The 26,330-nt window shown below is 63.4% G+C and carries 25 protein-coding genes, 1 tRNA gene and 1 pseudogene; 17 read left to right on the top strand and 10 right to left on the bottom strand.

The genetic code is table 11. From position 1 onward, the window contains the following. A pseudogene (locus tag QZL63_RS04125) lies at positions 1–967 on the bottom strand (pyruvate:ferredoxin (flavodoxin) oxidoreductase); the annotation flags it as partial. A 354-nt stretch (positions 968–1,321) separates the two neighbouring features. On the opposite strand from QZL63_RS04125, the gene QZL63_RS04120 reads away from it, so the two are divergent. Then, a complete protein-coding gene (locus QZL63_RS04120) occupies positions 1,322–2,560 on the top strand; it encodes a M16 family metallopeptidase (RefSeq protein WP_022308065.1) in 1,239 nt (412 codons plus the stop codon). Continuing rightward, on the top strand, positions 2,557–3,828 hold the full coding sequence (locus tag QZL63_RS04115; RefSeq protein ID WP_022308064.1) for a M16 family metallopeptidase: 1,272 nt from the start codon (positions 2,557–2,559) through the stop codon (positions 3,826–3,828). The genes QZL63_RS04120 and QZL63_RS04115 overlap by 4 nt, the downstream gene beginning before the upstream one ends. Positions 3,829–3,886: 58 nt before the next feature. Here the strand turns inward: QZL63_RS04115 and rsmA are convergent, their stop codons facing one another. The 4 genes from rsmA to recQ form a co-directional block, all read right to left on the bottom strand. Continuing rightward, complete coding sequence (gene rsmA, locus QZL63_RS04110; protein WP_290585966.1) at positions 3,887–4,738, bottom strand: 16S rRNA (adenine(1518)-N(6)/adenine(1519)-N(6))-dimethyltransferase RsmA; 852 nt, start codon at positions 4,736–4,738, stop codon at positions 3,887–3,889. Positions 4,739–4,952: 214 nt separating this feature from the next. After that, the gene (locus QZL63_RS04105; protein ID WP_022308062.1) at positions 4,953–5,195 is read right to left on the bottom strand and encodes a hypothetical protein; all 243 of its coding nucleotides are present in this window, start codon (positions 5,193–5,195) and stop codon (positions 4,953–4,955) included. A gap of 13 nt (positions 5,196–5,208) precedes the next feature. Further along, positions 5,209–5,427, bottom strand: coding sequence for a hypothetical protein (locus QZL63_RS04100; protein ID WP_022308061.1), 219 nt, complete (start codon positions 5,425–5,427; stop codon positions 5,209–5,211). Positions 5,428–5,543: 116 nt separating this feature from the next. Next, positions 5,544–7,736: a DNA helicase RecQ gene (gene recQ, locus QZL63_RS04095; protein WP_022308060.1), complete on the bottom strand. Its 2,193-nt coding sequence runs from the start codon at positions 7,734–7,736 to the stop codon at positions 5,544–5,546. Between the two features lie 101 nt (positions 7,737–7,837). Here recQ and lptB point away from each other — a divergent pair, with 101 nt between their 5' ends. The 7 genes from lptB to QZL63_RS04060 all read left to right on the top strand — a co-directional run bounded on the left by lptB (position 7,838) and on the right by QZL63_RS04060 (position 14,297). Then, on the top strand, positions 7,838–8,722 hold the full coding sequence (gene lptB, locus QZL63_RS04090) for an LPS export ABC transporter ATP-binding protein (protein WP_022308059.1): 885 nt from the start codon (positions 7,838–7,840) through the stop codon (positions 8,720–8,722). After that, entirely contained in the window at positions 8,715–9,959 is a 1,245-nt protein-coding gene (gene aroA / locus QZL63_RS04085) for a 3-phosphoshikimate 1-carboxyvinyltransferase (protein WP_022308058.1), read from the top strand. The genes lptB and aroA overlap by 8 nt, the downstream gene beginning before the upstream one ends. Positions 9,960–9,998: 39 nt before the next feature. Next, entirely contained in the window at positions 9,999–10,985 is a 987-nt protein-coding gene (locus QZL63_RS04080) for a chorismate synthase (protein WP_022308057.1), read from the top strand. Continuing rightward, positions 10,979–11,839: a peptide chain release factor N(5)-glutamine methyltransferase gene (prmC, locus tag QZL63_RS04075; protein WP_022308056.1), complete on the top strand. Its 861-nt coding sequence runs from the start codon at positions 10,979–10,981 to the stop codon at positions 11,837–11,839. The genes QZL63_RS04080 and prmC overlap by 7 nt, the downstream gene beginning before the upstream one ends. Beyond that, entirely contained in the window at positions 11,836–12,354 is a 519-nt protein-coding gene (locus tag QZL63_RS04070) for a regulatory protein RecX (protein WP_290585972.1), read from the top strand. The genes prmC and QZL63_RS04070 overlap by 4 nt, the downstream gene beginning before the upstream one ends. Next, entirely contained in the window at positions 12,339–14,072 is a 1,734-nt protein-coding gene (locus QZL63_RS04065; RefSeq protein WP_022308054.1) for a M23 family metallopeptidase, read from the top strand. The genes QZL63_RS04070 and QZL63_RS04065 overlap by 16 nt, the downstream gene beginning before the upstream one ends. 151 nt (positions 14,073–14,223) lie before the next feature. After that, positions 14,224–14,297: transfer RNA gene (locus tag QZL63_RS04060), tRNA-Arg, on the top strand. Positions 14,298–14,367: 70 nt separating this feature from the next. On the opposite strand, the gene QZL63_RS04055 is transcribed toward QZL63_RS04060, so the two are convergent. Then, a complete protein-coding gene (locus QZL63_RS04055) occupies positions 14,368–15,027 on the bottom strand; it encodes a recombinase family protein (protein WP_022308053.1) in 660 nt (219 codons plus the stop codon). A gap of 242 nt (positions 15,028–15,269) precedes the next feature. Between QZL63_RS04055 and QZL63_RS04050 the strand changes: the two genes are divergently transcribed. From QZL63_RS04050 to QZL63_RS04015, 8 genes are all read left to right on the top strand, one after another. After that, entirely contained in the window at positions 15,270–15,827 is a 558-nt protein-coding gene (locus QZL63_RS04050) for a 30S ribosomal protein S16 (protein WP_022308052.1), read from the top strand. A 96-nt stretch (positions 15,828–15,923) separates the two neighbouring features. Then, positions 15,924–16,448: a ribosome maturation factor RimM gene (locus QZL63_RS04045; protein ID WP_022308051.1), complete on the top strand. Its 525-nt coding sequence runs from the start codon at positions 15,924–15,926 to the stop codon at positions 16,446–16,448. A 28-nt stretch (positions 16,449–16,476) separates the two neighbouring features. Beyond that, a complete protein-coding gene (mnmA, locus tag QZL63_RS04040; protein ID WP_022308050.1) occupies positions 16,477–17,682 on the top strand; it encodes a tRNA 2-thiouridine(34) synthase MnmA in 1,206 nt (401 codons plus the stop codon). A gap of 118 nt (positions 17,683–17,800) precedes the next feature. Beyond that, positions 17,801–18,382 (top strand): hypothetical protein, encoded by a 582-nt coding sequence (locus QZL63_RS04035; RefSeq protein ID WP_022308049.1) that lies wholly within the window; start codon positions 17,801–17,803, stop codon positions 18,380–18,382. Positions 18,383–18,576: 194 nt separating this feature from the next. Beyond that, a complete protein-coding gene (locus QZL63_RS04030) occupies positions 18,577–18,804 on the top strand; it encodes a helix-turn-helix domain-containing protein (protein ID WP_022308048.1) in 228 nt (75 codons plus the stop codon). Further along, the gene (locus QZL63_RS04025) at positions 18,804–19,661 is read left to right on the top strand and encodes an endonuclease/exonuclease/phosphatase family protein (RefSeq protein ID WP_022308047.1); all 858 of its coding nucleotides are present in this window, start codon (positions 18,804–18,806) and stop codon (positions 19,659–19,661) included. Before QZL63_RS04030 ends, QZL63_RS04025 begins: the two co-directional genes overlap by 1 nt. Before the next feature lie 162 nt (positions 19,662–19,823). After that, positions 19,824–22,553 carry a pyruvate, phosphate dikinase gene (gene ppdK / locus QZL63_RS04020; RefSeq protein WP_022308046.1) on the top strand — a complete coding sequence of 910 codons (2,730 nt, stop codon included), beginning with the start codon at positions 19,824–19,826 and terminating at the stop codon, positions 22,551–22,553. 173 nt (positions 22,554–22,726) lie between these two features. Next, positions 22,727–23,188: an outer membrane beta-barrel protein gene (locus tag QZL63_RS04015; protein ID WP_022308044.1), complete on the top strand. Its 462-nt coding sequence runs from the start codon at positions 22,727–22,729 to the stop codon at positions 23,186–23,188. A 144-nt stretch (positions 23,189–23,332) separates the two neighbouring features. Here the strand turns inward: QZL63_RS04015 and def are convergent, their stop codons facing one another. The 4 genes from def to QZL63_RS03995 form a co-directional block, all read right to left on the bottom strand. After that, a complete protein-coding gene (gene def, locus QZL63_RS04010; protein WP_022308043.1) occupies positions 23,333–23,878 on the bottom strand; it encodes a peptide deformylase in 546 nt (181 codons plus the stop codon). Next, positions 23,875–24,288, bottom strand: a complete 414-nt coding sequence (ruvX, locus tag QZL63_RS04005) for a Holliday junction resolvase RuvX (RefSeq protein ID WP_022308042.1) — start codon at positions 24,286–24,288, stop codon at positions 23,875–23,877. The genes def and ruvX overlap by 4 nt, the downstream gene beginning before the upstream one ends. A 29-nt stretch (positions 24,289–24,317) precedes the next feature. Beyond that, positions 24,318–25,862 carry a glycine--tRNA ligase gene (locus QZL63_RS04000; RefSeq protein ID WP_022308041.1) on the bottom strand — a complete coding sequence of 515 codons (1,545 nt, stop codon included), beginning with the start codon at positions 25,860–25,862 and terminating at the stop codon, positions 24,318–24,320. 144 nt (positions 25,863–26,006) lie between these two features. Continuing rightward, positions 26,007–26,330: JAB domain-containing protein (locus QZL63_RS03995; RefSeq protein ID WP_290585963.1), on the bottom strand; the 324-nt coding region annotated here is incomplete at its 5' end.

Here is a 26,330-nt window from a genome sequence, read left to right as displayed (position 1 = left end):
TGACGCTCTTCGGCAGCACGTCGAAGAAGTACTTCTCCGAGAAGGGACGGTAGAGGTGCACGGTCACCAGACCCACCTTGCGGCCCTGCTTACGCAGGTAGTCGATCGTCTCCTTGATGGTCTCCGTAACGGAGCCCATGGCGATGAGGATCTCCTCGGCCTCGGGATCGCCGTAGTAGACGAAGGGTTTGTACTCGCGGCCGGTGATCTTCGAGATCTCGCGCATCGTATCGGCCACCATGTCGGGAACGGCATTGTAGAACTTGTTGGCAGCCTCACGCGTCTGGAAGTAGATGTCGGGGTTCTGGGCCGTACCGCGCGTCACGGGGTGCTCGGGGTTCAGGGCACGGGCGCGGAAGGCCTTCAGGGCGTCGCGGTCGAGCAGCGACGTGAGCGAAGCCTCGTCGATGAGCTCGATCTTCTGGATCTCGTGCGAGGTGCGGAAACCGTCGAAGAAGTGCAGGAACGGCACGCGGGCCTTCAGGGCCACCAGGTGTGCGACACCCGCGAGGTCCATTACCTCCTGTACGGACGACGTGGCCAGCATGGCGAAGCCCGTCTGGCGGGTGGCCATGACGTCCTGGTGGTCGCCGAAGATCGACAGCGACTGTGCAGCCAGGGCACGGGCCGAAACGTGGAAGACGCCCGGGAGCAGCTCACCCGAGATCTTGTACATATTCGGAATCATCAGCAGCAGACCCTGCGACGCGGTGAACGTCGAGGTGAGTGCGCCGCTCTGCAGCGATCCGTGAACGGCACCCGCCGCTCCGGCCTCGGACTGCATCTCGACAACCTTCACCGTTTCGCCGAAGATGTTCTTGCGCCCCTGCGCCGCCCACTCGTCCACGAGTTCGGCCATCGTCGATGACGGCGTGATGGGATAGATCGCGGCGACCTCCGAGAACATGTAAGCCACGTGAGCCGCTGCATAGTTACCATCACAAGTGATGAATTTCTTTTCTGCCATTGTTTTGAATTTTAGGTAATATTTCGTGTGTTTCCGAGTCATTGCGACTGTCGTCCGCACGGGACGGCGCTGCAAAGATAAAAATTTCGCAGCAAAAAACAGCCCCATTTTCCGGCAAATAATCGGCCGAAGGGTCACTTTTCGGTGTTATCCGAATAACACTCAGTCTGTTATTCGGATAACAGCAAACACACGCAGGATCAACGAGTTGAAAATAAGGGTCTGGGGCAATCCGCGGCAGCCCGCGGAGCTTCCGACGCACTTCGGCACGCCGTTGGCACCGATGCGGGGAAAATGTGCGGCACGGCACGGGCGTCCGATCCGTATCCACACATTTTTTCCTAACTTTGCCCCATGATCGCATACCGCAAACAAACGCTCGCAAACGGACTGACGGTCGTCGTCAATCGCGACCGGACGTCGAAACTGGCCGCCGTGAACCTGCTCTACAAGGTCGGGGCGCGCAACGAGAACCCCTCCCGCACGGGGTTCGCACACCTGTTCGAACACCTGATGTTCCGCGGGACGCGCGAGGTCCCGAATTTCGACCTGCCCGTACAGATGGCCTCGGGCGACAACAACGCCTTCACGAACAACGACTACACGGATTTCTACATCACCCTGCCGAAGGACAATATCGAGACGGCCCTCTGGCTCGAGAGCGACCGCATGGAGGGGCTGGAGATCACACCCGAAAAACTCGACACGGAGAAACGTGTGGTGGTCGAGGAGTTCCGGCAGCGCTACCTCAACCAGCCCTACGGCGACCAGACGATGCTGCTCCGGGCACTGGCCTACAAGGTGCACCCCTACCGCTGGGCAGCCATCGGACTGGAGACCGGCCACATCGAGGGCGCTTCGCTCGACGACGTGGAGGCGTTCTACCGCACGCACTACCACCCCTCGAACGCCATCCTCTCGATCTCGGCCGACCTCGACGAGGAGCGGATGTTCGACCTGGCCGCCAAGTGGTTCGAACCGCTGGCGGATACGCCGCACACCGCCGCACCCGTCCCGCAGGAGCCCGCGCAGACCGCCGCGCGGCGCGAGGAGGTCGAACGCGACGTGCCGGCAACGACCGTGACGGTGGCCTGCCACATGTGCGCCCGCACCGAACCCGACTTCTACACGGCCGACCTGGTGTCGGACCTGCTGGCCGGGGGCGACTCGGGGCGGCTCTACCGCCACCTGGTCAAGGAGCGCCGTCTGCTGTCGAGCGTCAATGCCTACATCACGGGCGACGTCGATCCGGGGCTCTTCGTCTTCACCGGGCAGCTGCTCCCGGGCGTCACGCCCGAGGAGGCCGAGGAGGCTTTCCGCGGGGAGATCCGCACCCTGCAGAACGGTACCCCCTCGCCCTACGAGATCGAGAAGGTGAAGAACAAGTTCGAGGCCAACACGCTCTTCGGCGAGTTGAACGTGATGAACAAGGCGATGAACCTCGGCTACTACGAGATGCTCGGCGACCTGCGGCTCATCAATGCCGAAGTGGAACGCTACCGCGACGTCGATGCGGAGCGCATCCGCTCGTTCAGCCAGCGCGTTTTCCGCGAGGAGAACGCGTCCACACTCATTTACAAAGCCCGGAAATGACACGACAACCACAGATCACCCCCTCGGAAATCGAGGTACAACAGGCCACGCGGACGGTGCTGCCGAACGGTGTGGCGCTCTACACGCTCCCGGCCGACGAGTTCGAGGTGCTGCGCATCTCGTTCGTCTTCCGTGCCGGATCCTCCGTGCAGCAGGTCCCCTTCTCGGCCTCGGCGGCAGCCAACCTCCTTGCCGAAGGGTCGGAGGCGATGACCGCGGCAGAGATCGCCGAACAGCTCGACTACCACGGCTCGTGGTACGACGTCAATATCGACCGCGACTACGCCTACATCAATTTCGCCACCCTCTCGAAATTCTTCGCCGAGACGCTCGCCGTGGCCGAAGAGCTGCTGCTCCGCCCGACCTTTCCCGAGGAGGAGCTGCGCACCTATGCCGCCAAGCGCAAACAGCGGCTGGCCATCGACCGCACGAAGGTCGATATCGAGGCCCGCGAGGCGTTCGCCCGGGCGATGTTCGGGCCGCAGCATCCCTACGGCATCTCGTCGGACGAGGCGGCCTACGACCGGCTGACACGCGCGGACGTCGCGGAGTTCTACCGCCGCTGCTACACGGCCGAGAACTGTTTCGTCGTCTGCAGCGGGCGCATCGGCGACAGGGAACTGCAGGCCGTTGCGGCGCTGGCCGGGCGCATTCCCCGGGGCGGGCAGCGGGCGGAGGGATGCTTCCCGGAGCCGGTGACCACCCGCACGGCATTCGTCAGCCATCCCGGAGCCGTACAGTCGTCGATCCGCATCGGGCGGCTGCTCTTCCCGCGCCAGCACCCCGACTTTGTCGGCATGCAGGTTGTGGCCACGGCACTCGGCGGATACTTCGGGTCGCGCCTGATGCAGAATCTCCGCGAACGCAACGGATACACCTACGGTGTGGTGGCCGCGATGGTCAATTTCGAACGGGCGGGGTACTTCGCCGTGGCCACGCAGGTCGGGACCGACGTGGCACGCGACGCCCTGCGCGAGATCCGCGCCGAGATCGAGCGGCTGCGCACGGAGCCGATGCCCGGGGAGGAACTCGAACTGGTGAAGAACATGATGACGGGCGAGATGATGCGCATCCTCGACGGGCCGTTCGGGATTGCCGACGTGACAATCGAGAACATCCTCTGCGGCACCGACAACGGGATCATCGCCGAGAATATCCGACGGATACGGAACACGACGCCGGACGACGTGAGGCGTCTGGCCCACAAATACCTGAGCGGCGAAGAGTTGGTGACGGTCGTGGCCGGAGCCGAGAATCCCGGGATCTGAGGTTCCCGGGCGCGAAGGGAAGAGACGGAAAGAGAGGGGCGGCCGCGCACACGGCGGATCAGCCGCGGTGTTCGTCCACCCAGCAGGTCAGCTCCACGAAATCGGCGACCGAGAGTTGCTCGGCACGCCGCGTAAAGAAGGGGTGCTCGGCCCCGCCGAAGTCGCCGAAGGCCGACTTGAGCGAATTGCGGATCATCTTGCGGCGCTGGCCGAACGAAGCCTTCACCACACGGATGAACAACGCCTCGTCGCAGCCGAGGTGCTGCGTGGCGTTGCGGCGCAGGCGGATGACGGCGCTCTTGACCTTCGGAGGCGGGTTGAAGACCGTCTCATTGACCGTGAAGAGATACTCGATGTCATACCACGCCTGCAGCAGCACCGAAAGAATGCCGTACTCCTTCGATCCGGGAGGCTCGGCAAGACGCACGGCGACCTCCCGCTGGATCATGCCGACGCACTCGGGCACCAGGTCGCGGTTCTCCAGCACCTTGAAGAAGATCTGCGAAGAGATGTTGTAGGGGAAGTTGCCGATGATGCGGAGCCCGTGCGGGAAGAGCGAGCGCAGGTCCAGGCGCAGGAAATCGCCCTCGATGAGCCGCGGCGTGAACTCCGGGTAGTGAGCGTGGAGGTAGGCGACGCTCTCCGAGTCGATCTCGGCGCCCCACGTCAAGATGTCTTCGCGCCGCAGCAGGAACTGCGTCAGTACCCCCATGCCGCATCCCACCTCAAGCACGTCGCAGCGCCGTGCGGCGGCATCCTCCTCCGCGGCCGGGCCGGCGGCCTGTGCGGAGGGCTCCCCTGCCGGCAGCAGCACGGGACCGCCCGAGAGCGAATCGCAGATCTTGCGGGCAATATTCAGATCGACCAGGAAATGCTGGCCCAAGGCTTTTTTGGCTCTAACTTCCGTCATACGCGGCAAAGATACGAAAAAAATCCGCCGGACACACATCCGGCGGATCGACTTCACAACAGATCGGATTTCCGCCCGACCGGGCGACGTCCGGCATGGGCGGCAGGACTTCCGTCCGACGGGACGGCGCGGCAGGCCGCCGTTTCCGGCAGCACGCGATGCACGTCAGGGGCATTCCGGAGCAGGACCGGGCCGGCCGGCGGTGCGGCCGCGCTCAACGTCTTTTCGAACGGCGCGAGCGGCGCCTGGCTCGCTGCTCCTCGTCACGCGCCTCGCGGCGCAGGCGTCGCTGCGTAAGGCGGAACGTATAGAGCAGGCCGACGAAACCGATACCGAGCAACGCCACCCAGAACCACACGGCGATTCCCCGCGGCACATACTCGACGGCATAGATAATACCCGCGATGGCCAGCACCATCAGCACCAGGCGCACGATCTGCATCAGATTGAATTTCATAGTCTCTTCGTTTTTATGGAATCTGGTTCCGGTTCACTTCATCGAGGTGCCGGCGGCGCTTCTTGTGGTATTCGTTCCAGACCATGGCTGCAGCGAAAACGACGAACAGCAGCGCGATGAAGGTATTGTACACATCCACCCGTCCGACATAGTCCCAATAGAGATTGACACCCAGCCAAACGAGCGTTACACACAGAAAGAGCAAAGCAAGCGTAAAGGTCTTTTTGTTCATAGGCACGTATTATTTAGGTTTGAGGGTATCCCCGAAAAAACGGCCTTCCGCACAAGCCCCGGACCTCGGGAGCGACAAGCGCCCGGACATCCCGGCAAAGGCCGGGACGGCGGCGGTCAGTTGCCCTGCTCGCAGATGAACTTGATGCGGACCAGACGGATCTCCTCCTCGGTGTAGTCGGCACCGAGCTCCTCGATGGCCGCATCGAGCGAGTCGCTCTCGGCGTCCTCCTTGAAGTAGAGGTAGATGTCCTCGATCTTGTCCTCGTCCATGAACTCCTTCAGATAGTAGGAGATGTCGAGTTTCGTACCCGAATTGACGATGCCCTCGATCTCGGTGAGCAGTTCGTCGAAGTCGAGGTCCTTCGCCCGGGCGATGTCCTCGAAATCCATCTTGCGGTCGATCGACTGGATGATGAAGATCTTGTTGCCCGACTTGTTGCCCACCGACTTGACCACCATGTCCTGCGGCCGGATGATCTCCTTCTCCTCGACATAGGCCTTGATGAGCTTGATGAACTCCTCGCCGAACTTCCGCGCCTTGCCCACGCCTACGCCCGTGATGTTCTGCATCTCCTCGAGCGTGATCGGGTACTGCACGGCCATGTCCTCGAGCGAGGGGTCCTGGAAGACAACGAACGGCGGCAGCCCGTGCTGCTTGGCCACCTTCTTGCGCAGGTCCTTGAGCATCGCGAAGAGCTCCTCGTCGGCCGCGCCGCCCTTGCCCATCGGAGTGACGGCCTCGGCCTCCTTCTCCTCCTCGTCGTAGTCGTGGTCGAGCGTCACGGTGACCGGGAATGGCATCGTGACGTAGTCCTCGCCCTTCTTGTTGATCGAGATCAGTCCGTAGTTCTCGATGTTCTTGTCCACAAGCCCCATGATGAGCGCCTGCCGCAGCACGGCACCCCAGAAGCGGGCATCGTGGTCGGCACCCGCGCCGAACCACTTCGACTTGTTGTGTCCGTAGCTCTTGATCAGCGCCGTGTTCTTGCCCACGAGCACGTTGATCAGGTAGTCGGCCTTGAACTTGTCACCGATGTCGCGCAGCGCCTCGAGCGCCATCTTCAGCGCCTGGCGCGCATCGACCTTCGGCTTCGGATTGCGGCAGTTGTCGCAGTTGCCGCAGTTGTCCTCCGTATACTCCTCGCCGAAATAGTGCAGCAGCGTCTTGCGCCGGCACATCGAACTCTCGGCATAGGAGACCGTCTCGAGCAGCAGCAGTTTGCCGATCTCCTGCTCGGCCACCGGCTTGCCCTGCATGAACTTCTCGAGTTTCTGGATATCCTTGTAGCTGTAGAAGGCGATGCAGTGCCCCTCGCCGCCGTCGCGGCCGGCACGTCCCGTCTCCTGGTAGTATCCTTCGAGCGACTTCGGGATGTCGTAGTGGATCACATAGCGCACGTCGGGCTTGTCGATGCCCATACCGAAGGCGATCGTGGCGACGATCACCTCGACGCGTTCCATGAGGAAGTCGTCCTGGTTGGCCGCACGCGTCGCGGCATCCATACCGGCGTGGTAGGCCCGCGCCCGAATGCCGTTGGCCACCAGCAGTTCGGTGAGCTCCTCGACCTTCTTGCGGCTCAGGCAGTAGATGATGCCGCTCTTGCCCTCGTTCTGCTTGATGAAGCGGATGATCTCGCGATCGACGTCGTGCTTGGGACGAATCTCGTAGTAGAGGTTCGGCCGGTTGAACGACGACTTGAAGACCGCCACGTCGGCCATGCCCAGGTTCTTCTGGATGTCCATCTGCACCTTGGGCGTCGCGGTGGCCGTCAGGGCGATCAGCGGCGCCTGCCCGATCTCGTTGATGATCGGGCGGATGCGGCGGTACTCCGGACGGAAATCGTGGCCCCACTCCGAGATGCAGTGGGCCTCGTCGATGGCATAGAACGAGATCTTGATCTTGCGCAGGAAGGCCACGTTGTCCTCCTTGGTGAGCGACTCGGGCGCGAAATAGAGCAGCTTGGTCTTGCCCTCCATGACATCCGAGCGTACCTGCGCCACGGCCGTCTTGTTGAGCGACGAATTGAGGAAGTGGGCGATGCCCGACTCGGCCGAGAAGGTACGCATGGCATCGACCTGATTCTTCATCAGGGCGATCAGCGGCGAGATGATGATCGCGACCCCGTCCATGAGCAGCGCAGGCAACTGGTAGCACAACGACTTGCCGCCGCCCGTAGGCATCAGCACGAACGTATCCTTACCCTCCAGTACGTTGCGGATCACCGCCTCCTGATTCCCTTTGAACGAAGAAAAGCCGAAGTACTCCTTCAGCTTGTCGTGCAACAGGGCCGAATCGTATTGTTTCATCTCTCCGTTTTTGCTCTACTACTTCACAAAATTCAATGTAAAGATAAAAAACTTTTCGGAAAAAAACATAACTTTGTCGAAAATTATTTGAAAGAAACGCAATGCGTCTGTACACGAGCGAACTCGTCAAAAAATACAAGGCCCGCACCGTCGTGAACCACGTGTCAATCGATGTGAATCAGGGCGAAATCGTCGGTCTGCTGGGTCCGAACGGAGCCGGGAAAACCACGACCTTCTACATGATCGTCGGGCTGATCAAACCCAACGCCGGGAAGATCTTCCTCGAGAACGACCAGAAGCAGGTCTCGGAGCTCACCGAACTGCCCGTCTACCGCCGGGCGCAGCTCGGCGTGGGCTACCTGGCGCAGGAGGCCTCGGTCTTCCGCCGCCTGTCAGTCGAGGACAACATCCGCGCCGTGCTCGAAATGACCTCCTACTCGAAGGAGTACCAGCAGGAGCGCGTCGAGGCCCTCATCGAGGAGTTCCGCCTGCAGAAGGTGCGCAAGAGCCTGGGCATCCAGCTCTCGGGCGGCGAGCGGCGCCGTACCGAGATCGCGCGCGCCGTGGCGATCAACCCGGCCTTCATCCTGCTCGACGAGCCGTTCGCCGGCGTGGACCCGATCGCCGTGGAGGACATCCAGTCGATCGTCGCCACACTCAAGCACAAGAACATCGGCGTCATCATCACCGACCACAACGTCGATGAGACGCTGGCCATCACCGACCGCACCTACCTGCTCTACGAAGGCAAGATCCTCAAGACCGGCACGGCCGAGGAGCTGGCTGCCGACCCGATGGTCCGCAAGGTCTACCTCGGGCAGCACTTCGAGCTCAAGAAGAGCCACCAGCTGACCCAGGAGATGAAGAACCGCAAGGGCGAGGAGCTCCAGCGGGAGGCCCGCGAGGGCGAAACCGCCCCGACGGGCAGCGGGGAGACGGGCCGCGACGAAGCCGCGGCCGAAAAGGACGGACAGCAAAATGGATAGGACCGTCCGGCCGGGCCGCGTCGAAGGCACGCTGACGCCACCCTGCTCGAAAAGCTACGCACAGCGCGCCCTGGCCGCCGCGCTTCTCGCGGAGGGCGAAACCGTGCTGCGCAACATCGAATTCTGCGACGACACCCGCTCGGCCATGCACTGCATCGAAACACTCGGCGCCGAAGTGCGCCGCGAGGGAGAGGACGTGCTGCGGATCTGCGGCGGGCTCAACCCGCGCGGCGACCGGCTCACGGTCGGCGAATCGGGGCTGGCCACACGGCTCTTCACCCCCGTGGCCTCGCTCTGCGGCACCCCGATCACGATCGAGGGGCGCGGCACGCTGCTCCGCCGCCCGATGGGGATGATGACCGAGCCCCTGCGACGGCTGGGTGTCGAGGTGAGCGACAACGGCGGATACCTCCCCTTCCGGGTCTGCGGCCCGATCCGCGGCGGAGAGACGGAGGTGGACGGGTCGGTCTCCTCGCAATTCATCACGGGACTGCTGCTCTCCCTGCCGCTGGCCCGTCAGGACACCACACTCCGGGTGCACAGGGCCGTCTCGACACCTTATTTAGATATGACGATCGACACGGCCGAACGCTTCGGCATCGAGATCGTACACCGCGACTACACGGAGTTCTACATCCCCGGAGGACAGCGCTACCGGGCGATCGACCTCCCGATCGAGGGGGACTGGAGCGCCGCCGCCATGCTGCTCGTGCTGGGTGCCACTGCCGGAGAAGTGACCGTGCGCAACATCTCGCCGCTCTCGAAGCAGGCCGACACGGCCGTCTGCCGCGCCCTCGTCCGGGCGGGAGCCGCCGTGATCAGCGAGCCCGACGCCGTGACGGCCGCACAGCGTCCGCTGCGCGCCTTCGAGTTCGACGCCACACAATGCCCCGACCTCTTCCCCGCACTCGCGGCGCTGGCCGCGGCAGCCGAGGGGGTGAGCCTGCTCCGCGGCACCTCGCGCCTCATACACAAGGAGAGCAACCGCGCCGAGGCGATCCGCGAGGAGTACGGCAAACTGGGCATCGAGGTGGACCTCTCGGAGGAGGACACGATGCGCATCCGCGGAGGCCGCATCCATGCGGCTCGCGTCTGCAGCCACGGAGACCACCGCATGGCCATGTCGCTCGCGGCCGCCGCCCTGCGCGCCGACGGGCCCGTGGAGATCGAGGGAGCCGAGTGCGTAGCCAAGAGCTACCCGGGATTCTTCGAGGACCTGGCACAGATCCGCCGATAAGGACGGCAAGGTGCCGCACACCCCAAAATATTCGAACGGATGAACCAATTCGGACAACATTTCCGGCTCGCCATCTGGGGCGAGTCGCACGGGCCGCAGATCGGCATCACGATCGACGGCGTCCCGCAAAGCATCGAACTTTCGGAGGCCGACTTCGAGGCCGACCTCGCATGCCGCCGGAGCGGCGCCCCGGGCACGACCCCGCGCCACGAGGAGGACCGCCCGCAGATCGTATCGGGGCTCTACGAAGGCTGCACGACCGGGGCTCCGCTCACGATCGTCTTTACCAACAACGACACCCGCCCGCAGGACTACGCCGGACTGGAGACACACTTCCGCCCGTCGCACGCCGACCTGATCGCCCACCGCAAGTTCGGAGGATTCAACGACCCGCGCGGCGGAGGGCACTTCTCGGCCCGCCTGACCGTGGCGCTCGTAGCCGCAGGCGTCGTCGCCAAGAAGATGCTGCCGGAGCGCGTCTGCTTCACGACCCGGCTGGTCGAGGTGGGCGGATGCAGCGACCCGGCCCGCTTCGAGGAGGTCGTCCGCGCGGCCGCAGCCGAGGGCGACTCGGTGGGCGGCGTGGTCGAATGCTGCATCGAAGGGATCATGCCGGGTCTGGGCGAGCCCTTCTTCGACTCGGTGGAGAGCATGATCGCCCACCTGCTCTTCTCGATCCCGGCCGTCAAGGGGGTGGAGTTCGGGAGCGGATTCGCCGGAAGCCGCATGCGCGGGTCGGAGAACAACGACCCGATCCTCGACATTGCGGGGACCACCGCCACGAACCACGCCGGCGGCATCAACGGCGGCATTGCCAACGGCAATCCGATCGTCGTGCGTGTCGCCGTGAAACCCACGCCCAGCATCGCCCGCGAACAGATGACCTACAACCTCGAAACGGACAGCGTCGAGCCGCTGCGCATCCGCGGCCGCCACGACGCATGCGTCGCCCTGCGCGGCGCGGTGGTCGTCGAAGCCGCCTGCGCCATCGCACTGGCCGACCTCAAATGCCGGTGCCGATGCTGACGCGGCGCAAGGCGGTCGGCATGCTCGCCGAACGGCTCACGGGGCTCTACGACCCGTGCGAGGCGCGCAGCATCGCGCGTCAGGCCGCAGCCTTCTACGCGGGGATCACCCTGCCGGCCCTGCTGGCCGACCCCGAGGCGGAGATCGACGCCCCGGAGCTGGAGCAGGCTGCCGAACGGCTGGCTGCGGGCGAGCCGCTGCAATACGTCCTCGGCGAGAGCGAGTTCTTCGGACGCCGTTTCGCCGTCCGGAAGGGGGTGCTGATCCCCCGGCCCGAGACCGAGGAGCTGGCGGCGCTCGTCGTGCGCCGCGAACGGGGCCGGGCGCCGCGGCTGCTGGACATCGGGACCGGCAGCGGATGCCTGGCCATCACGCTGGCCCTCGAACTTCGCGATGCGGAGGTATGGGCCGCGGACATCTCCGAAGAGGCCCTCGCCGTAGCCGGGGAGAATGCCCGAGCACTCGGTGCCCGGGTGGCGTTCCGCAGGGCCGATGCGCTGCACGACCTCGCGGAGCGGTTCGACGGACCGTTCGACGGACCGTTCGACCTGCTGGTCTCCAACCCGCCCTACGTTCCCGAAAGCGACCGGGCCGCCATGCATACCAATGTCCGCGACCACGAGCCGGCACTGGCCCTCTTCGTCCCGGACGACGACCGGATCCGATTCTACCGCGCCATCGCCCGAGCCGGGCAGCAGCTGCTGCGCCCCGGCGGGAGGCTCTATTTCGAAATCTACGAACACGCCGCGGAGGAGATCGTGCGGATGCTCGGCGCCGAAGGGTATACCGGCATCGAGGTGCACGAGGACCTCAACGGCAAAGCCCGGATGACATGCGCCGCACGACCCGAATGACCCCGCAGGAGGAGAAGCCCGGGGAGCGGCGGACGAAGAGCCCCGAGCAGGCGCTCGCCTCGCTGATGCGGCTCTGTGCCCGCGCCGAGAAGTGCGAAAGCGACGCCCGACGGCTGTTGCGCGGCTGGGGCATCGGGGAGGAGGAGGCTTCGCGGATCGTGGAGCGGCTGATCCGCGACCGCTTCATCGACGACGGGCGCTACGCGGCGGCTTTCGTCCGCGAAAAGCTCCGGCTGAGCGGTTGGGGCGAATACAAGATCCGCGCGGCCCTGACCCGCAAGGGAATCGACCGCGCGCTGATCGACCGGGAGCTGGCCGGCTTCGACCGCGAAGGCATGCACGAACGGCTGCAGGCGCAGCTGGCGCGCAAGGCCCGCACGGTGCGGCAGGCCGCGCCCCGCGAACTGAAAGCGAAACTGATCCGGTACGGACTTTCGCTCGGATACGACTACGGGACGGTGATCGAGACCGTCTCGACAATGATCGAAGACAACGAACCATGCGAACCATTCTGACACTGCTTGCCGCCGCCCTGACCGCATCCGCGGCCCGGGGACAGCGGCTCAATCCCGACGACTATATCTACCCCGTGCGGGACGTTCCGGGACTCTATTCGGCCAACTTCGGGGAGCTCCGGCCGGGACATTTCCATGCCGGCATCGACATCAAGACCGACGGAGTCGAGGGCAAGGCGCTCGTGGCCGTGGCCGACGGCCATGTCTCCCGCGTGGTGCTCCAGCCCGGCGGGTACGGACGGGCCGTATACCTGACACTCGACAATGGCGTGACGGCCGTATACGGCCACCTGCGCAACTTCCGCGACGACATCGAGGAGCACGTCCGCTCCGAACGCTACGCACGGCGCGCAAACAGCGTGGACCTTTGGTTCGAGGCCGGCCGCTGGCCCGTCGCGCAGGGCGATACGATCGGATGGTCGGGCAACAGCGGCTCGTCGATGGGCCCCCACCTCCACTTCGAACTGCGCGACACGCCAACCCAGCGGCTCCACAACCTGGTGCGCGAAGGGGTGATCCGCCCCAAGGACAACCTCCCGCCGCGCATCATGCGCCTGCACTACGTCGAGATCGACACGCTCGACGACGGGACGCCCGTGCGCAGCCGCCCCCACACCTATGCCGTAGTCCGCGAGGCCGAAGGGCGCTACCGCCTGGCCCGGGGCGACGAGGCCGTCGAGGTGGGCCGCAGGGGCTACTTCGTAGCCGAGGTCTCGGACCGCCGCAACGACGTACAGAACACGTTCGGCGTGTGGCGCGTCCAGGCGGCGATCGACGGAGAGCCCTATTTCGAGTACCGCATGGACGGATTCACGCACGACCTCTCGCGGTGCTGCGACGCCGTGAGCTGCTATCCCGTGCAGGTCGCCTCGCGCAACGAGGCGATCCGTCTGGCCCGGCTCGACCGCTCGCCCGAGCTCTTCTACCCGATTCTCCGGGAGCGGGGTCTGGTGCGCGCAGCCGCCGGAGAGAGGCACCGGATAAGAATCGAGGCCGAAGACGACTGCGGCAACATATCGGCTCTCGAGTTCGAGATCGAGGGACGCGACGGCGAGTTCCGCGCCGAAGCCGACCCGCAGGGTACGGCCCTCCGGCCGGACCGGACCGCAACGATGCGCATCGGCAACAGCGCCCGGATGACCGTTCCGGAAGGCGCGCTCTACGAACCGATCCACGCCCTGCCGGAGATCCGGCAGGCCCCGGCGGCCCCCAAAGGGGTGCGGGTCTTCTCGCCGGCCTACCATTTCCTCGACCCCTCGACACCGCTGCGGAGCGCCGTCACCGTCTCGGTGAATGCCGACATACCCCGGGCCCTGCAGCTGCGCACGGTGCTGGCCCTCCGCAACCGCCGCGGCGCGCTGGTATACGCCGGCGGGCACTGCACGAACGGCGTGGTAACAGCCTCGACCCGCACGGCCGGCGACCTGGTGGTTGTGGCCGACACGCTGGCGCCCGTCGTCAGGGCCCGCTTCGAACGGGGCGCCGACCTCTCGCGCGCCCGGTCGCTGCAGTTCCACGCCGGGGACAACTTCTCGGGGATTGCGGGCTGGAGGCTCGAGATCGACGGCGAATGGGTCCCCTGCGACCGTTTCCCGATGCGCGGCACGCTCGTGCACCGATTCGACCGTCCTGCCTCGCACGGCCGCCACACGGTGCGCCTCACCGTGACGGATGCCTGCGGAAACACCGCCCGCCTCGAAACCGAGTTCGTGCGGTAACCCCCCGCGGCAGCTCCGCACCTGCCCCCGCGGCACGGAGCCGGAGCCCCTCCGCGGGACAAAACTCAGAAAATCGGGGAATAAGTTTGCAGAAGACCCGAAATTTCGTACTTTTGCACCTGCATTGTGCGCCCGGGTGCCGCAATGTGTCGGTTCCGTAGCTCAGTTGGATAGAGCAACAGCCTTCTAAGCTGTGGGTCTTGGGTTCGAATCCCAACGGAATCACGACAAAACGGAAGGGAGATGTCCTCTGACGGACATCTCCCTTTTTTCGTCATACCGGCCACACGGTCCGTCAGAGGCTGCGCACCGCAAAGCGGGCCGCACGCCGCGCCTCCTTCCGCTCGAAGGCCTCACGCACCGAGGGACACTGCCGGCGGAAGCGGTCAAACGTATCGCGCGAAAGGTCGTAGCGGCGGCAGATCTGCGCCACCGAGCGGTCCTCGTCGAGCATGCGGATCACTGCCAGGCGGTTCTCGACCAGCACGTTGAGTTTCGTGAAACTCCCCTTGCGGCGCCCCAGCACCACCCCCTCGGCCTTGCGGCGCGCCAGAGCCTCCTTGGTGCGCATCGATATCAGGTTGCGCTCGATCTCGGCCACCAGTCCGAACGCAAAACACAGCACCTTGCTGTTGATCGTATTGTCGAATGTGTATCCCTCCTTGGTCGTGTAGAGGTTGATCTGTTTCTTCAGGCACCGCCCCATGATCGACATGATGTCGGTGAGCGTCCGGCTCAACCGCGAAATCTCGGTCACGACCAACGTATCGCCCCGTTTCATCCGCCGGAGCAGCGTTCCCAGCTTGCGGTCACGTTCGCGCGTCTTGCCGCTCACGACCTCCGTAACCCACACATCCACTTCCCAATTCCGGTTCTTCGCAAAACGCCGGATCTCATCCTGCTGGTTGGCAGGATGCTGCCTCTCCGTACTAACCCGTAAATAACCTACAATCATAGCTGTTCGTTTTACGCGGTGACGACGTTGTCTCCGCGCGGGAAATGATACGAATTTTTCCCCGAACAGCCCCGGCGGCGCATCGAAAGCACTCGACACCTCCCGAGAAACGGCCGCAAAGAGGACAGAGTCCGTTTTTTCGCCGGTTTATTTGGCCGACCCGATTTTTTTGCCTACATTTGCGGGCTTCAAATCCCGTAAGGGTGAGCGTTTTTTATTAACCTACACAAATTTTAGCTACAATGGCTGTTAAAATTCGTCTGGCACGTCACGGCAAGAAGGGCTACGCCTTCTACCACATCGTTGCCGCAGATAGCAGAGCGCCACGTGATGGTAAGTTCATCGAGAAGTTGGGCACCTACAACCCCAACACGAATCCTGCTACGATCGATCTGTGCTTCGAGAAAGCACTGGATTGGTTACAGAAAGGCGCACAACCCACGGATACCTGCCGTGCCATCCTCTCCTACAAGGGCGTGCTCTACAAGAAGCACCTCCTGGGCGGTGTAGCCAAGGGCGCATTCACCGAGGCTGAGGCCGAGGCCCGCTTCAACAAGTGGCTCGAGGCAAAGGCCGGCAAGATCGAGGCCAAGACCAACAAGCTGGCCGCCGATGCCAAGTCGGCAGAGAAGGCCCGTCTGGCCGCCGAGGCCAAGGTCAATGAGGAGCGCGCTGCCGCCATCGCCGAGAAGAAGGCCGCAGCCGAGGCTGCCGCACGTGAGGCTGCCGAAGCAGCTGCCGCTGAGGCTGCTGCCGCCGCAACCGAGGAGGCTGCCGCAGAGGCTCCCGCTGCCGAATAAGGCCGGATCGAGATCCGATAAACAGCAGATCGTCCCGCTTGCGGACGATTTGCTGTTTTTTTTGTATTTTTATCCCCCGAAACAACCTTTTTCGCCATGACTGTTCCCGCAGGCAGAATCAACCGCCTCTTCGGCACCGACGGAGGTGTGATGCTCTCGCTCTATCCCGCATTCCCGGAGGAGTTCGACACCGAAACCCCGCTGCTCGTCTCGATCGACGGGCTCGACGTACCGCTCTACTGCGAGCGCTTCGAACGCCGCGGCGCCACCGGCGCCACGGCCACATTTGCCGATTTCGACACCGAACGGCGGGCCGGCGAGCTGCTCGGACTCGAATTCCGCATCGAGCTGCACGAGGAGGAGGACGACGACGCATTCTACCTCGAAGACCTCATCGGCTTCCGCGTGGAGGGTACCGAGACGCGCCACGACTCCGAGCCCAAGCATTTCGAGGGGGTGCTGACCGACTTCTACGACAGCGAGGCCAACCCGCTCTTCGAACGGGAGATCGGCGGGCGGCAGGTGCTCGTGCCGGCTGCCGAGGAGTTCATCGCCCACATCGACTTCGAAGAGAGGCGGATCCATCTCGTGCTGCCCGAGGGTCTGCTGGACCTCGAATAAAGGAAAACAACGCAACAGCTACGGACAAATGGCACGTGTAGTAATCGGACTTTCGGGCGGCGTCGATTCGTCGGTCGCCGCATGGCTCCTCAAGGAGCAGGGGCACGAGGTCATCGGGCTTTTCATGATCAACTGGCACGACACCACGGGGACGCTCGAGGGCGACTGCCCGTGGCACGACGACCGGCTCTTCGCCGAGCTGGTGGCCAAGAGGCTCGACATCCCGCTGCACACGGTCGATCTCTCGAAGGAGTACCGCACTCGGGTGGTCGATTACATGTTCGCCGAGTACGAACGGGGCCGCACGCCCAATCCCGACGTGCTGTGCAACCGCGAGATCAAGTTCGACGTCTTCCTGCGCGAGGCGCTGAAGCTCGGGGCCGACTATGTCGCCACGGGGCACTACTGCCGCAAGGAGGAGGCCGTGCAGGCGGACGGCAGCGTCGTCTACCGCCTGCTGGCCGGAAGCGACCCGAACAAGGACCAGAGCTACTTCCTGTGCCAGCTCTCGCAGGAGCAGCTGAGCCGCGCCCTCTTCCCCGTGGGCGGACTGCTCAAGCCCGAAGTGCGGCGCATCGCCACCGAACAGGGGCTGGCCACGGCCAAGCGCAAGGACTCGCAAGGCATCTGCTTCGTCGGGAAGGTCGATCTGCCGGTATTCCTCCAGCAAAAACTCGCCTCGAAGCGCGGCAACGTCCACGAGATCCTCGCCACGTGGCCCAAGTTCCGGCGCGACACGTCCCCCGTGCCCAAGGGCGTGGAGCCCACGGACGAACGGCTGGCCGAGCTGGCCGAACCGTGGCACTTCACCGTGCGCGACGGCAAGAAGATCGGCGAGCACAACGGCGCCCACTTCTACACCATCGGGCAGCGGAAGGGGCTCGGCATCGGAGGCCGCAAGGAGTCGCTCTTCATCCTCGCGACGGACACGGTGCAGAACGTCGTCTACGTCGGTGAGGGCGACAGCCATCCCGGACTGTGGCGCCCGGCCCTGCACATCCTGCCCGGCGAGGTCCACTGGGTCGATCCGCTGCAACGCCTCGCCCCCGGCCAAAGCCGCCGGTTCCGGGTGCGCATCCGCTACCGCCAGCCGCTGCAGGAGGCACGGCTCTTCATGCGCGACAGCGGCGCCTGGATCCTCTTCGACGAACCCCAGCGGGGCATCACCCCGGGGCAGTTCGCCGCCTGGTACGACGGCGACGAGCTGGTCGGCTCGGGCGTCATCGCCGAGTAGCCCGGCAACGAAGCCCCGCCTTCGAGACGGTTCCGCACACAGGGCGCCATACCCCCGACCGCGGACTTTGGCACACGGATTGCTCTTGGGGAAGCAAACCAATTCAATTCGCAACGACATGAAAAAATTGCTTCTCAGTCTGCCCCTGCTGGCCCTCTTCGCCGCAGGGTTCTTCGGGTGCTCCCAAAGCCGCGAGTGGAACAAGGAACAGCGCCAGGCCATGCGCGAAGCCCTCCGCGACTACCGACAGATGGTCTACCTCGACGACCTGACCGATGCCGAGTTCGTACTCTTCGCGGACGGCGTGGCCAACGATCTCGAGGGAGCGTATCCCGTCTACACGACCTTCATCGAGATGCCGGGTGTGGACGACACGGTGGAAATGGTCGTTGTCACGGCCATCGTGGACGAACTCAACGCCGATGCACACAACATGCGCCACATCTACCCCTACAACTACCTCGTCTCGCAGGGCATCCTGCCGGCCGGGCTGACCCGAGACCAGCAGAAAGCCTTCTACCAGTGCTTCGCCGGCAAGGTCAATGCCGCCTACAACACCGTCTCGCAGTTCTTCAACGCCGTGCTGGCCGACACGACCGACCTGTCGCAGATCCGCCAAATGGAGAGCCAGTGTGCCAATGACCTCTTCGAATGGAGTGTGACGGAGATCGACGTGGTCGAGACCGTGCCCGCACAATAAACCCGCACAATAAAACCCTTCCGGGAGAGGCCCTCCGCTTCCCCGACAGAGCTCCCCGCGGAAACGCTCCGCGGGGAGTTTTTTGCCTGACGGGAAAACCGGGCGCCTATCCATGCATAAGCGAATTTAAGCTATAGCTAAGTTTTTCGTTCGGCAACTTTTTTAGTTTTACATAAGAAAAAGATAACAGCAGCATGAAATCCGCCTTCGATCAATACGTCAGTGCAGCCGTCCGCAAAGAGCGTATGGCCCAGGGTGTCTCGCAGGCGACACTGGCATATGGAATCGGGGTAAGCGACGGTTTCATCAGTCAGGTCGAGAGCCCCAGACACCGGGCCAAATACAACCTGAACCACCTCAACGAGATCGCCCGGTTCCTCGGCTGCTCACCCCGCGATTTCCTGCCCGAAAAACCGCTCTGATGTTGCGTATGACGCCGCGCCGGACCCTTCTTGCCGCCATCGCGGCCCTCGCGGCCCTCACCCTGCCGGCCGTCGTACCCCATGCCGCCGCACAACGGCCGCAGAGGCCCCGCACGGGCTTTGCCTTCTACGACGTGGACCGTCTCTACGACACCCTCCCCTCGCCCTTCTACGACGACGCGGACTTCACGCCGCAGGGACGGCTGAAATGGGACACGGAACGGTACCGCAGCAAGATCCGACGCACGGCCGCCGTGATCGACTCGATGGCCCTGCCTCTGGTGGCCCTTTACGGGGTGGAGAACGAACGGGTGGTCCGCGACCTGGCCGCCGCATGCCGGGGCGACTACTCCTACCTGCACCGCACGCTCAACTCTCTCGACGGACTCGACTTCGCCCTGCTCTACTACGGCGACCGCTTCTTCCCCCACCGCACCGAACCGGGCGACCGAACCCTCTACGTCGAGGGGACTCTCGGGCGGGATACCGTGGGGCTGCTGCTCGTCCGCGACCGGCGCATGCTGCCCTGGATCATCGGCGAATTGCACGAGGAGCGGCCACAGGTCAGGCTCCTCGTGGCCGGCAGCGTCACCCCGCGCGACGCCGCCCGCTGGGGACTGCACGACGCCACGGCCCGCGCCGAAGAGGCCGGGCGCGGCACGGTGCGCAGCGGCGGACGGTGGGTCATGCGCGACCGCATACTCGCGGATCCGCGGCTGGAGGCCTCACGGGGCGATGTCTACGCCCGCCGGTGGCTTGTCGATCCTTCGACGGGAGACCCGCTCCGAACCATCGACCGGCAGCGCTATCGGGACGGATACGGAGCCTCGCTGCCCGTATTCGTATACATACGGTAGATTTTTTTGGAGATTTCGAAAAGTTTTGTTATATTCGCAATCCCTTCACCGGAAATAGACTGACGTGCGGGCGGCGCAATGATGCCGCCACGCTTTTGCCGTCTCCGGTGGAAACGTTTTTTTGCAATTTTTTAATTTAAATAACCCTTAATCGAAAAAACTATGGCAGACGTTAAACGTGTCTACACCTTCGGCAACAAAGAGGCCGAAGGAAACGGCAAAATGCGTGAACTGCTCGGTGGCAAGGGAGCCAACCTCGCCGAGATGAACCTCATCGGCATCCCCGTACCTCCGGGATTCACCATCACGACGGAGGTTTGCACCGAGTACTATGCTCATGGCAAGCAGGCCGTCATCGAGATGCTCCGCCCCGAGGTGGAGCGCGCAATGCAGAACATCGAGCGCCTCACCGGCATGAAGTTCGGCGACAAGGAGATGCCGCTGCTCGTATCGGTACGTTCGGGCGCCCGCGCCTCGATGCCCGGCATGATGGATACGATCCTCAACCTCGGTATGAACGACCAGGCCGTCGAGGCCGTGGCCAAGCGCACGGGCAACCCCCGTTTCGCATGGGACTCGTACCGCCGCTTCGTGCAGATGTACGGAGACGTGGTGCTCGGCATGAAGCCCGCATCGAAGGAGGATCACGACCCGTTCGAGGAGATCATCGACGCACTGAAGCACAAGCGCGGTGTGAAGAACGACACCGACCTGACCACCGACGACCTGAAGGAGCTGGTCAAGAGCTTCAAGGAGGCCGTGAAGAAGCAGACCGGCGAGGACTTTCCGACCAACCCGTGGGATCAGCTCTGGGGCGCCATCTGCGCCGTGTTCGGCTCGTGGATGAACGAGCGCGCCATCCTCTACCGCAAGCTCAACAACATCCCCGCCGAGTGGGGTACCGCCGTATCGGTGCAGGCCATGGTATTCGGCAACATGGGCAACAACTCCGCAACCGGCGTGGCCTTCTCGCGCGACGCCGCAACGGGTGAGAACATCTTCAACGGCGAATACCTGATCAACGCTCAGGGCGAGGACGTCGTGGCCGGCATCCGCACCCCGCAGCAGATCACCATCGAGGGCTCGAAGCGCTGGGCCAAGGCCCAGAACATCTCCGAGGAGGAGCGCAAGGCCAAGTATCCCTCGCTCGAGGAGGTGATGCCCGAGGTATACAAGGAGCTCAACGAGATCCAGCACCACCTCGAGCAGTACTTCACCGACATGCAGGACATCGAGTTCACGATCCAGGACGGCAAGCTCTGGATGCTCCAGTGCCGCAACGGCAAGCGTACCGGCGCCGCCATGGTCAAGATCGCCATGGACATGCTCCGCGAGGGTCTGATCGACGAGAAGACCGCCGTACTGCGTTGCGAGCCCGCAAAGCTCGACGAGCTGCTCCACCCCGTATTCGACAAGAAGGCCATCGCTACGGCACAGGTCATCACGAAGGGTCTGCCCGCATCGCCGGGTGCCGCTACGGGTCCGGTGGTATTCTTCGCCGAGGACGCCGAGAAGGTGCTCGCCGCAACGGGCCAGAAGGCCATCCTGGTGCGCATCGAGACCTCGCCCGAGGACCTGAAGGGCATGCTCGACGCGGCCGGTATCCTCACCGCACGCGGCGGTATGACCTCGCACGCTGCGGTCGTTGCCCGCGGCATGGGCAAGTGCTGCGTATCGGGCGCCGGTGAGCTCGAGATCGACTACAAGGCCCGCACGATCCAGGTGAACGGATTCACCGTCAAGGAGGGCGACTGGATCTCGCTCAACGGTTCGACCGGCGAGGTGTACCTGGGTCAGGTGGCCACGAAGGCCGCCGACCTGAGCGGCGACTTCGGCAAGCTCATGGAGCTGGCCGGCAAGTATGCCGTGCTGAAGGTCCGCGCCAATGCCGACACGCCGAAGGACGCCAAGCAGGCATTCGAGTTCGGCGCCGAGGGTATCGGCCTCTGCCGCACGGAGCACATGTTCTTCGAGGGCGACCGCATCAAGGCCATCCGCGAGATGATCCTCGCCGACGACGAGGCCGGACGCCGCGTGGCCCTCGCGAAGCTGCTGCCCATGCAGCGCGGCGACTTCGAGGGTCTGTTCAAGGCCATGAACGGATATCCCGTGACGGTCCGCCTGCTCGATCCCCCTCTGCACGAGTTCGTGCCCCACGACGAGAAGGGACAGAAGGAGATGGCCGAGGAGATGAACGTACCCCTGCAGAAGATCGTCGCCAAGGTCGAGTCGCTGGCCGAGTTCAACCCCATGCTGGGTCACCGCGGCTGCCGTCTGGGCAACACCTATCCGGAGATCACCGAGATGCAGGCCCGTGCCATCATCGAGGCCGCAATGAACGTCAAGGCTTCGGGTATCCCCGTACACGTGGAGATCATGGTGCCGCTGGTGGGCAACCACAAGGAGCTGCGCTACCAGAAGAAGATCATCGACTCGACCGCCGAGCAGGTCTTCTCGGAGCGCAACGACAAGATCGACTACATGGTCGGCACGATGATCGAGGTGCCGCGTGCTGCCGTGACGGCCAACCAGATCGCCGAGGTCGCCGAGTTCTTCTCGTTCGGTACGAACGACTTGACGCAGATGACCCTCGGATTCTCGCGCGACGACATCGGCAAGTTCCTCCCGATCTACCTCGAGAAGGGTATTCTGAAGAACGACCCGTTCCAGATCCTCGACCGCAACGGCGTGGGTCAGCTGATCCGCGAGGCCGTATTCAAGGGCCGCGGTACGCGCCCGACGCTCAAGTGCGGTATCTGCGGCGAACACGGAGGCGAACCCTCGTCGGTGGAGTTCTGCCACTACGCAGGTCTCAACTACGTGAGCTGCTCGCCCTTCCGCGTGCCCATCGCCCGCCTGGCCGCCGCCCACGCAGCGCTCAACGAGAAGTAGGAAACGGCCCGATATTTGTACCGAAACGGTCCGCAGCCATATATGGCCGCGGACCGTTTTCCGTTATCGGACAAGAGTACGAACCTTTTTATTTGGCCGGACGGGAAATAATTCATATCTTTGTTTTAAGACAATTCAGGAAAACGGGAAGAGTCAAACCTAAAATAGAAACAATGAAAAAGTTCATCTTTTCGGCCATCGCCGCACTGTTCGCATTCACGGCAGCATCGGCACAGGATGCGGGACGCTGGGCCGTAGGTCCCCGCATGAACATCTACACCAACGCCGGCGACGGCATCGTGGGTCTCGGCGGATTTGCCCGCTACAGTTTCACTGACAACTGGCGCATCGAGCCCTCACTCATGGCCCTGCTCCACAACGGATGCTCGATCGACATGAGCTGCGACGTGCAGTATGTCTTCCACATCACCGGCGAATGGGATCTCTACCCCGCCGTAGGTGTCACGGCCAACGATATCGGCGAGTGGGCCGCAGGTCTGAACATCGGTGGAGGATTCAACTACGCCGTAGCCCGCGACTGGGACATCTCGGCCGGTCTGAAGTGGCAGCCCATGTTCGACGACTGGCGCAAGAATCCCGTAGTGATCAGCATCGGTGCCTCATACCGATTCTGACCCGCAACAGCCGACAAACAAAAAAATCCCGGACCTTTCGAGGTTCGGGATTTTTCATGCCGGGTTGCGAATACGGCAACATGCAATCGTGTGACGGGCTGCAATCCAAAGACCGTGCGTCCTGCCGGGCGCTCCCCCGATCCATCAGCGGGTCTTGTAGCCGCAACGATACTTGCCCTTGGCAAGGTTGAGCAGCTTGCCCTTGAGCAGCTGACGGCGCAGCGGAGCGATGCGGTCGGTGAAGACCACCCCTTCGATATGGTCGTACTCGTGCTGGATGACCCAGGCCTTAAGGCCCGTGAACTCCTCGTCGTGCTCCACGAAATCGGTATCCATGTAGCGCATGCGGATCGACAGTGACCGGGGAACGTCGGCATGGATGCCCGGGAAGGAGAGGCAGCCCTCGTTGTAGGTCTTCTTCTCGTCGGAGTAGGCGTAGATCTCGGGATTGATGAAGGCCCGCTTGTAGTCCGCACACGAAGGGTCGTCCTCGGCCCACGGCGTGCAATCGACGATGAACAGGCGGATATCCTTGCCGATCTGCGGAGCGGCCAGACCGACCCCTTCGGCCTCCTCGAGCGTGAGGAACATGTCCTCGACGAGCGGTTTGAGCCCCGGGTAGTCCGGGGCGATCTCGTGACAGTGCTTGCGCAGCACCTCGTCACCGTATATTACGATCGGATAAATCATTTTTCAAACTCCATATAGCTCTGCAGAATGATCGTTGCAGAAATTTTATCAACCAAAGCCTTGTCGCGGCGGGCCATGCGCCCGATGCCGCTCTCGAGCATCGCCCGGTGTGCCAGCACCGAGGTGAAGCGTTCGTCATGGAAGACGACCTGCTTGTCGGGATAGCGCCTGCGGAGCCGCGCGGCCAGCGGCTCGATGAACCGCCACGTGTCGGACGGCGTGCCGTCCATGCGGGAGGGTTTCCCCAGAACGATCGTCGAGACCTCCTCACGGGCGAAGTAGGCCTCGAGCCAACGCTCGAGCTCCTTCGTCGCGACGGTCTCAAGCCCCCCGGCGATGAGCCGCAGGGGATCGCTCACGGCGATACCCGTGCGTTTCGTGCCGTAGTCTATAGCCAGGATGCGTCCCATCTTGCTGCTGCGCCGACCGGGATCCGCTGCTACAGATTCAGTTTGCGGAAGAGCTTGCGGTAGGAGCACTCGTCATCGACCAGGGCATGCAGCGCCTCGATCTTCACGCGCTCCTGCTGCATCGAATCGCGGTGGCGGACCGTCACCGTGCCGTCCTCGAGCGTCTGGCCATCGACGGTGACGCAGAAGGGCGTACCGATGGCATCCTGACGGCGGTAGCGCTTGCCGACCGAATCCTTCTCGTCGTAGACCACGTTGTAGTCATACTTCAGCTCATCGACGATCTTCTGCGCCACCTCGGGCATGCCGTCCTTCTTCACGAGCGGCAGGATGGCCACCTTGACGGGAGCCAGGGCTGCCGGCAGGCGCAGCACAACGCGCGAATCGCCGCCCTCGAGCTGCTCCTCGGTGTATGCGGCCGACATGACCTGCAGGAACATGCGGTCCACGCCGATCGAGGTCTCGACCACATAGGGCACATAGCTCTCGCCCGTCTCGGGATCGAAATACTGGATCTTCTTGCCCGAGAACTTCTGGTGGTTGCCCAGGTCGAAGTCCGTGCGGGAGTGGATGCCCTCGACCTCCTTGAAGCCGAACGGGAAGTTGTACTCGATGTCCGTGGCGGCATTGGCGTAGTGGGCCAGCTTCTCGTGGTCGTGGAAACGGTAGTTGTCGTCGCCGAAGCCCAGGGCGCGATGCCAGGCCATGCGGGTCTCCTTCCAACGGTTCCACCACTCCATCTCGGTGCCCGGGCGCACGAAGAACTGCATCTCCATCTGCTCGAACTCGCGCATGCGGAAGATGAACTGACGGGCCACGATCTCGTTGCGGAAAGCCTTGCCGATCTGTGCGATACCGAACGGCAGCTTCATGCGTCCGGTCTTCTGCACGTTCAGGAAGTTCACGAAGATACCCTGGGCGGTCTCCGGACGCAGGTAAATCGTCGAGGCACCCTCGGCCGTCGAGCCCATCTGCGTCGAGAACATCAGGTTGAACTGGCGCACCTCGGTCCAGTTGCGCGTGCCCGAGATCGGGCAGGCGATCTCACAGTCGAGGATGATCTGGCGCAGGCCGGCAAGGTCGTTGGCATTCATCGCCTCGGTGAAGCGCTCATGCACGGCGTTGCGGCGGGCGAGCACCTCCACGACACGCGGCGAGGTCTCGCGGTACTTGGCCTCGTCGAAAGCCTCACCGAAACGCTTGCGGGCCTTCTCGATCTCCTTCTCGACCTTCTCGTCCTGCTTGGCGATCCAATCCTCGATCAGCACGTCGGCGCGGTAGCGCTTCTTCGAATCGCGGTTGTCGATCAGCGGATCGTTGAAGGCCGACACGTGGCCCGAAGCCTCCCACGTCTTGGGGTGCATGAAGATGGCGGCATCGAGTCCCACGATATTCTCGTGCAACTTGACCATCGAGTCCCACCAGTAGCGCTTGATGTTGTTTTTCAGCTCCACGCCGTTCTGTCCGTAGTCATAGACGGCGGCCAGACCGTCGTAGATCTCGCTCGAAGGGAACACGAATCCGTACTCCTTGCAATGGGCGACCAGTTTCTTGAAAAGTTCTTCCTGCGTCATCGTATTATGGTATTTTACTGATTTTTCCAAGCGACAAAAATACAAAATAAATAGGAAATCGGGGCCTTCGCGTCCGAATTTATTTCAGCCCGGCAAAAAGAGGCCCGGCAAAAGGAGAAGGTCCGGAACAGCCGGATTCGGGACTTATCGGAGCAACCCGGCCCTAAGGAACGAGAAATCGCCCTCGCGCGAGATGATCAGGTGGTCGAGCAGGCGGATGTCGAACAGGGCGGCGGCCCGTGCGACCTTCTCGGTCAGCAGGCGGTCCTGCGCACTGGCCTCGGCGGCTCCCGAGGGGTGGTTGTGGATGAGGATCAGTTGGGTGGCAAGCAGTTCCAGGGCCCGCTTGACGATCAGCCGGTGATCGACGACCGTGGCAGTCACCCCGCCCTGGCTCACCCGCTGGCGCTCGATGATGCGGTTCGAGGCCGTGAGGTAGATCACCCAGCACTCCTCATGGGCCAGCCG

It is taken from the genome of Alistipes sp. CAG:268, assembly GCA_000434235.1.
Taxonomy (GTDB): domain Bacteria; phylum Bacteroidota; class Bacteroidia; order Bacteroidales; family Rikenellaceae; genus Alistipes; species Alistipes avistercoris.
The sequence above is the reverse complement of the archived record's forward strand: the minus strand, read 5'-3'. Positions and strand labels throughout refer to the sequence as shown.

Coding starts and splice junctions, on each gene's coding strand:
- QZL63_RS04120 (WP_022308065.1), top strand. CDS start 1,322: ATGATCGCATACCGCAAACAAACGCTCGCAAACGGACTGACGGTCGTC.
- QZL63_RS04115 (WP_022308064.1), top strand. CDS start 2,557: ATGACACGACAACCACAGATCACCCCCTCGGAAATCGAGGTACAACAG.
- rsmA (WP_290585966.1), bottom strand. CDS start 4,738: ATGACGGAAGTTAGAGCCAAAAAAGCCTTGGGCCAGCATTTCCTGGTC.
- QZL63_RS04105 (WP_022308062.1), bottom strand. CDS start 5,195: ATGAAATTCAATCTGATGCAGATCGTGCGCCTGGTGCTGATGGTGCTG.
- QZL63_RS04100 (WP_022308061.1), bottom strand. CDS start 5,427: ATGAACAAAAAGACCTTTACGCTTGCTTTGCTCTTTCTGTGTGTAACG.
- recQ (WP_022308060.1), bottom strand. CDS start 7,736: ATGAAACAATACGATTCGGCCCTGTTGCACGACAAGCTGAAGGAGTAC.
- lptB (WP_022308059.1), top strand. CDS start 7,838: ATGCGTCTGTACACGAGCGAACTCGTCAAAAAATACAAGGCCCGCACC.
- aroA (WP_022308058.1), top strand. CDS start 8,715: ATGGATAGGACCGTCCGGCCGGGCCGCGTCGAAGGCACGCTGACGCCA.
- QZL63_RS04080 (WP_022308057.1), top strand. CDS start 9,999: ATGAACCAATTCGGACAACATTTCCGGCTCGCCATCTGGGGCGAGTCG.
- prmC (WP_022308056.1), top strand. CDS start 10,979: ATGCTGACGCGGCGCAAGGCGGTCGGCATGCTCGCCGAACGGCTCACG.
- QZL63_RS04070 (WP_290585972.1), top strand. CDS start 11,836: ATGACCCCGCAGGAGGAGAAGCCCGGGGAGCGGCGGACGAAGAGCCCC.
- QZL63_RS04065 (WP_022308054.1), top strand. CDS start 12,339: ATGCGAACCATTCTGACACTGCTTGCCGCCGCCCTGACCGCATCCGCG.
- QZL63_RS04055 (WP_022308053.1), bottom strand. CDS start 15,027: ATGATTGTAGGTTATTTACGGGTTAGTACGGAGAGGCAGCATCCTGCC.
- QZL63_RS04050 (WP_022308052.1), top strand. CDS start 15,270: ATGGCTGTTAAAATTCGTCTGGCACGTCACGGCAAGAAGGGCTACGCC.
- QZL63_RS04045 (WP_022308051.1), top strand. CDS start 15,924: ATGACTGTTCCCGCAGGCAGAATCAACCGCCTCTTCGGCACCGACGGA.
- mnmA (WP_022308050.1), top strand. CDS start 16,477: ATGGCACGTGTAGTAATCGGACTTTCGGGCGGCGTCGATTCGTCGGTC.
- QZL63_RS04035 (WP_022308049.1), top strand. CDS start 17,801: ATGAAAAAATTGCTTCTCAGTCTGCCCCTGCTGGCCCTCTTCGCCGCA.
- QZL63_RS04030 (WP_022308048.1), top strand. CDS start 18,577: ATGAAATCCGCCTTCGATCAATACGTCAGTGCAGCCGTCCGCAAAGAG.
- QZL63_RS04025 (WP_022308047.1), top strand. CDS start 18,804: ATGTTGCGTATGACGCCGCGCCGGACCCTTCTTGCCGCCATCGCGGCC.
- ppdK (WP_022308046.1), top strand. CDS start 19,824: ATGGCAGACGTTAAACGTGTCTACACCTTCGGCAACAAAGAGGCCGAA.
- QZL63_RS04015 (WP_022308044.1), top strand. CDS start 22,727: ATGAAAAAGTTCATCTTTTCGGCCATCGCCGCACTGTTCGCATTCACG.
- def (WP_022308043.1), bottom strand. CDS start 23,878: ATGATTTATCCGATCGTAATATACGGTGACGAGGTGCTGCGCAAGCAC.
- ruvX (WP_022308042.1), bottom strand. CDS start 24,288: ATGGGACGCATCCTGGCTATAGACTACGGCACGAAACGCACGGGTATC.
- QZL63_RS04000 (WP_022308041.1), bottom strand. CDS start 25,862: ATGACGCAGGAAGAACTTTTCAAGAAACTGGTCGCCCATTGCAAGGAG.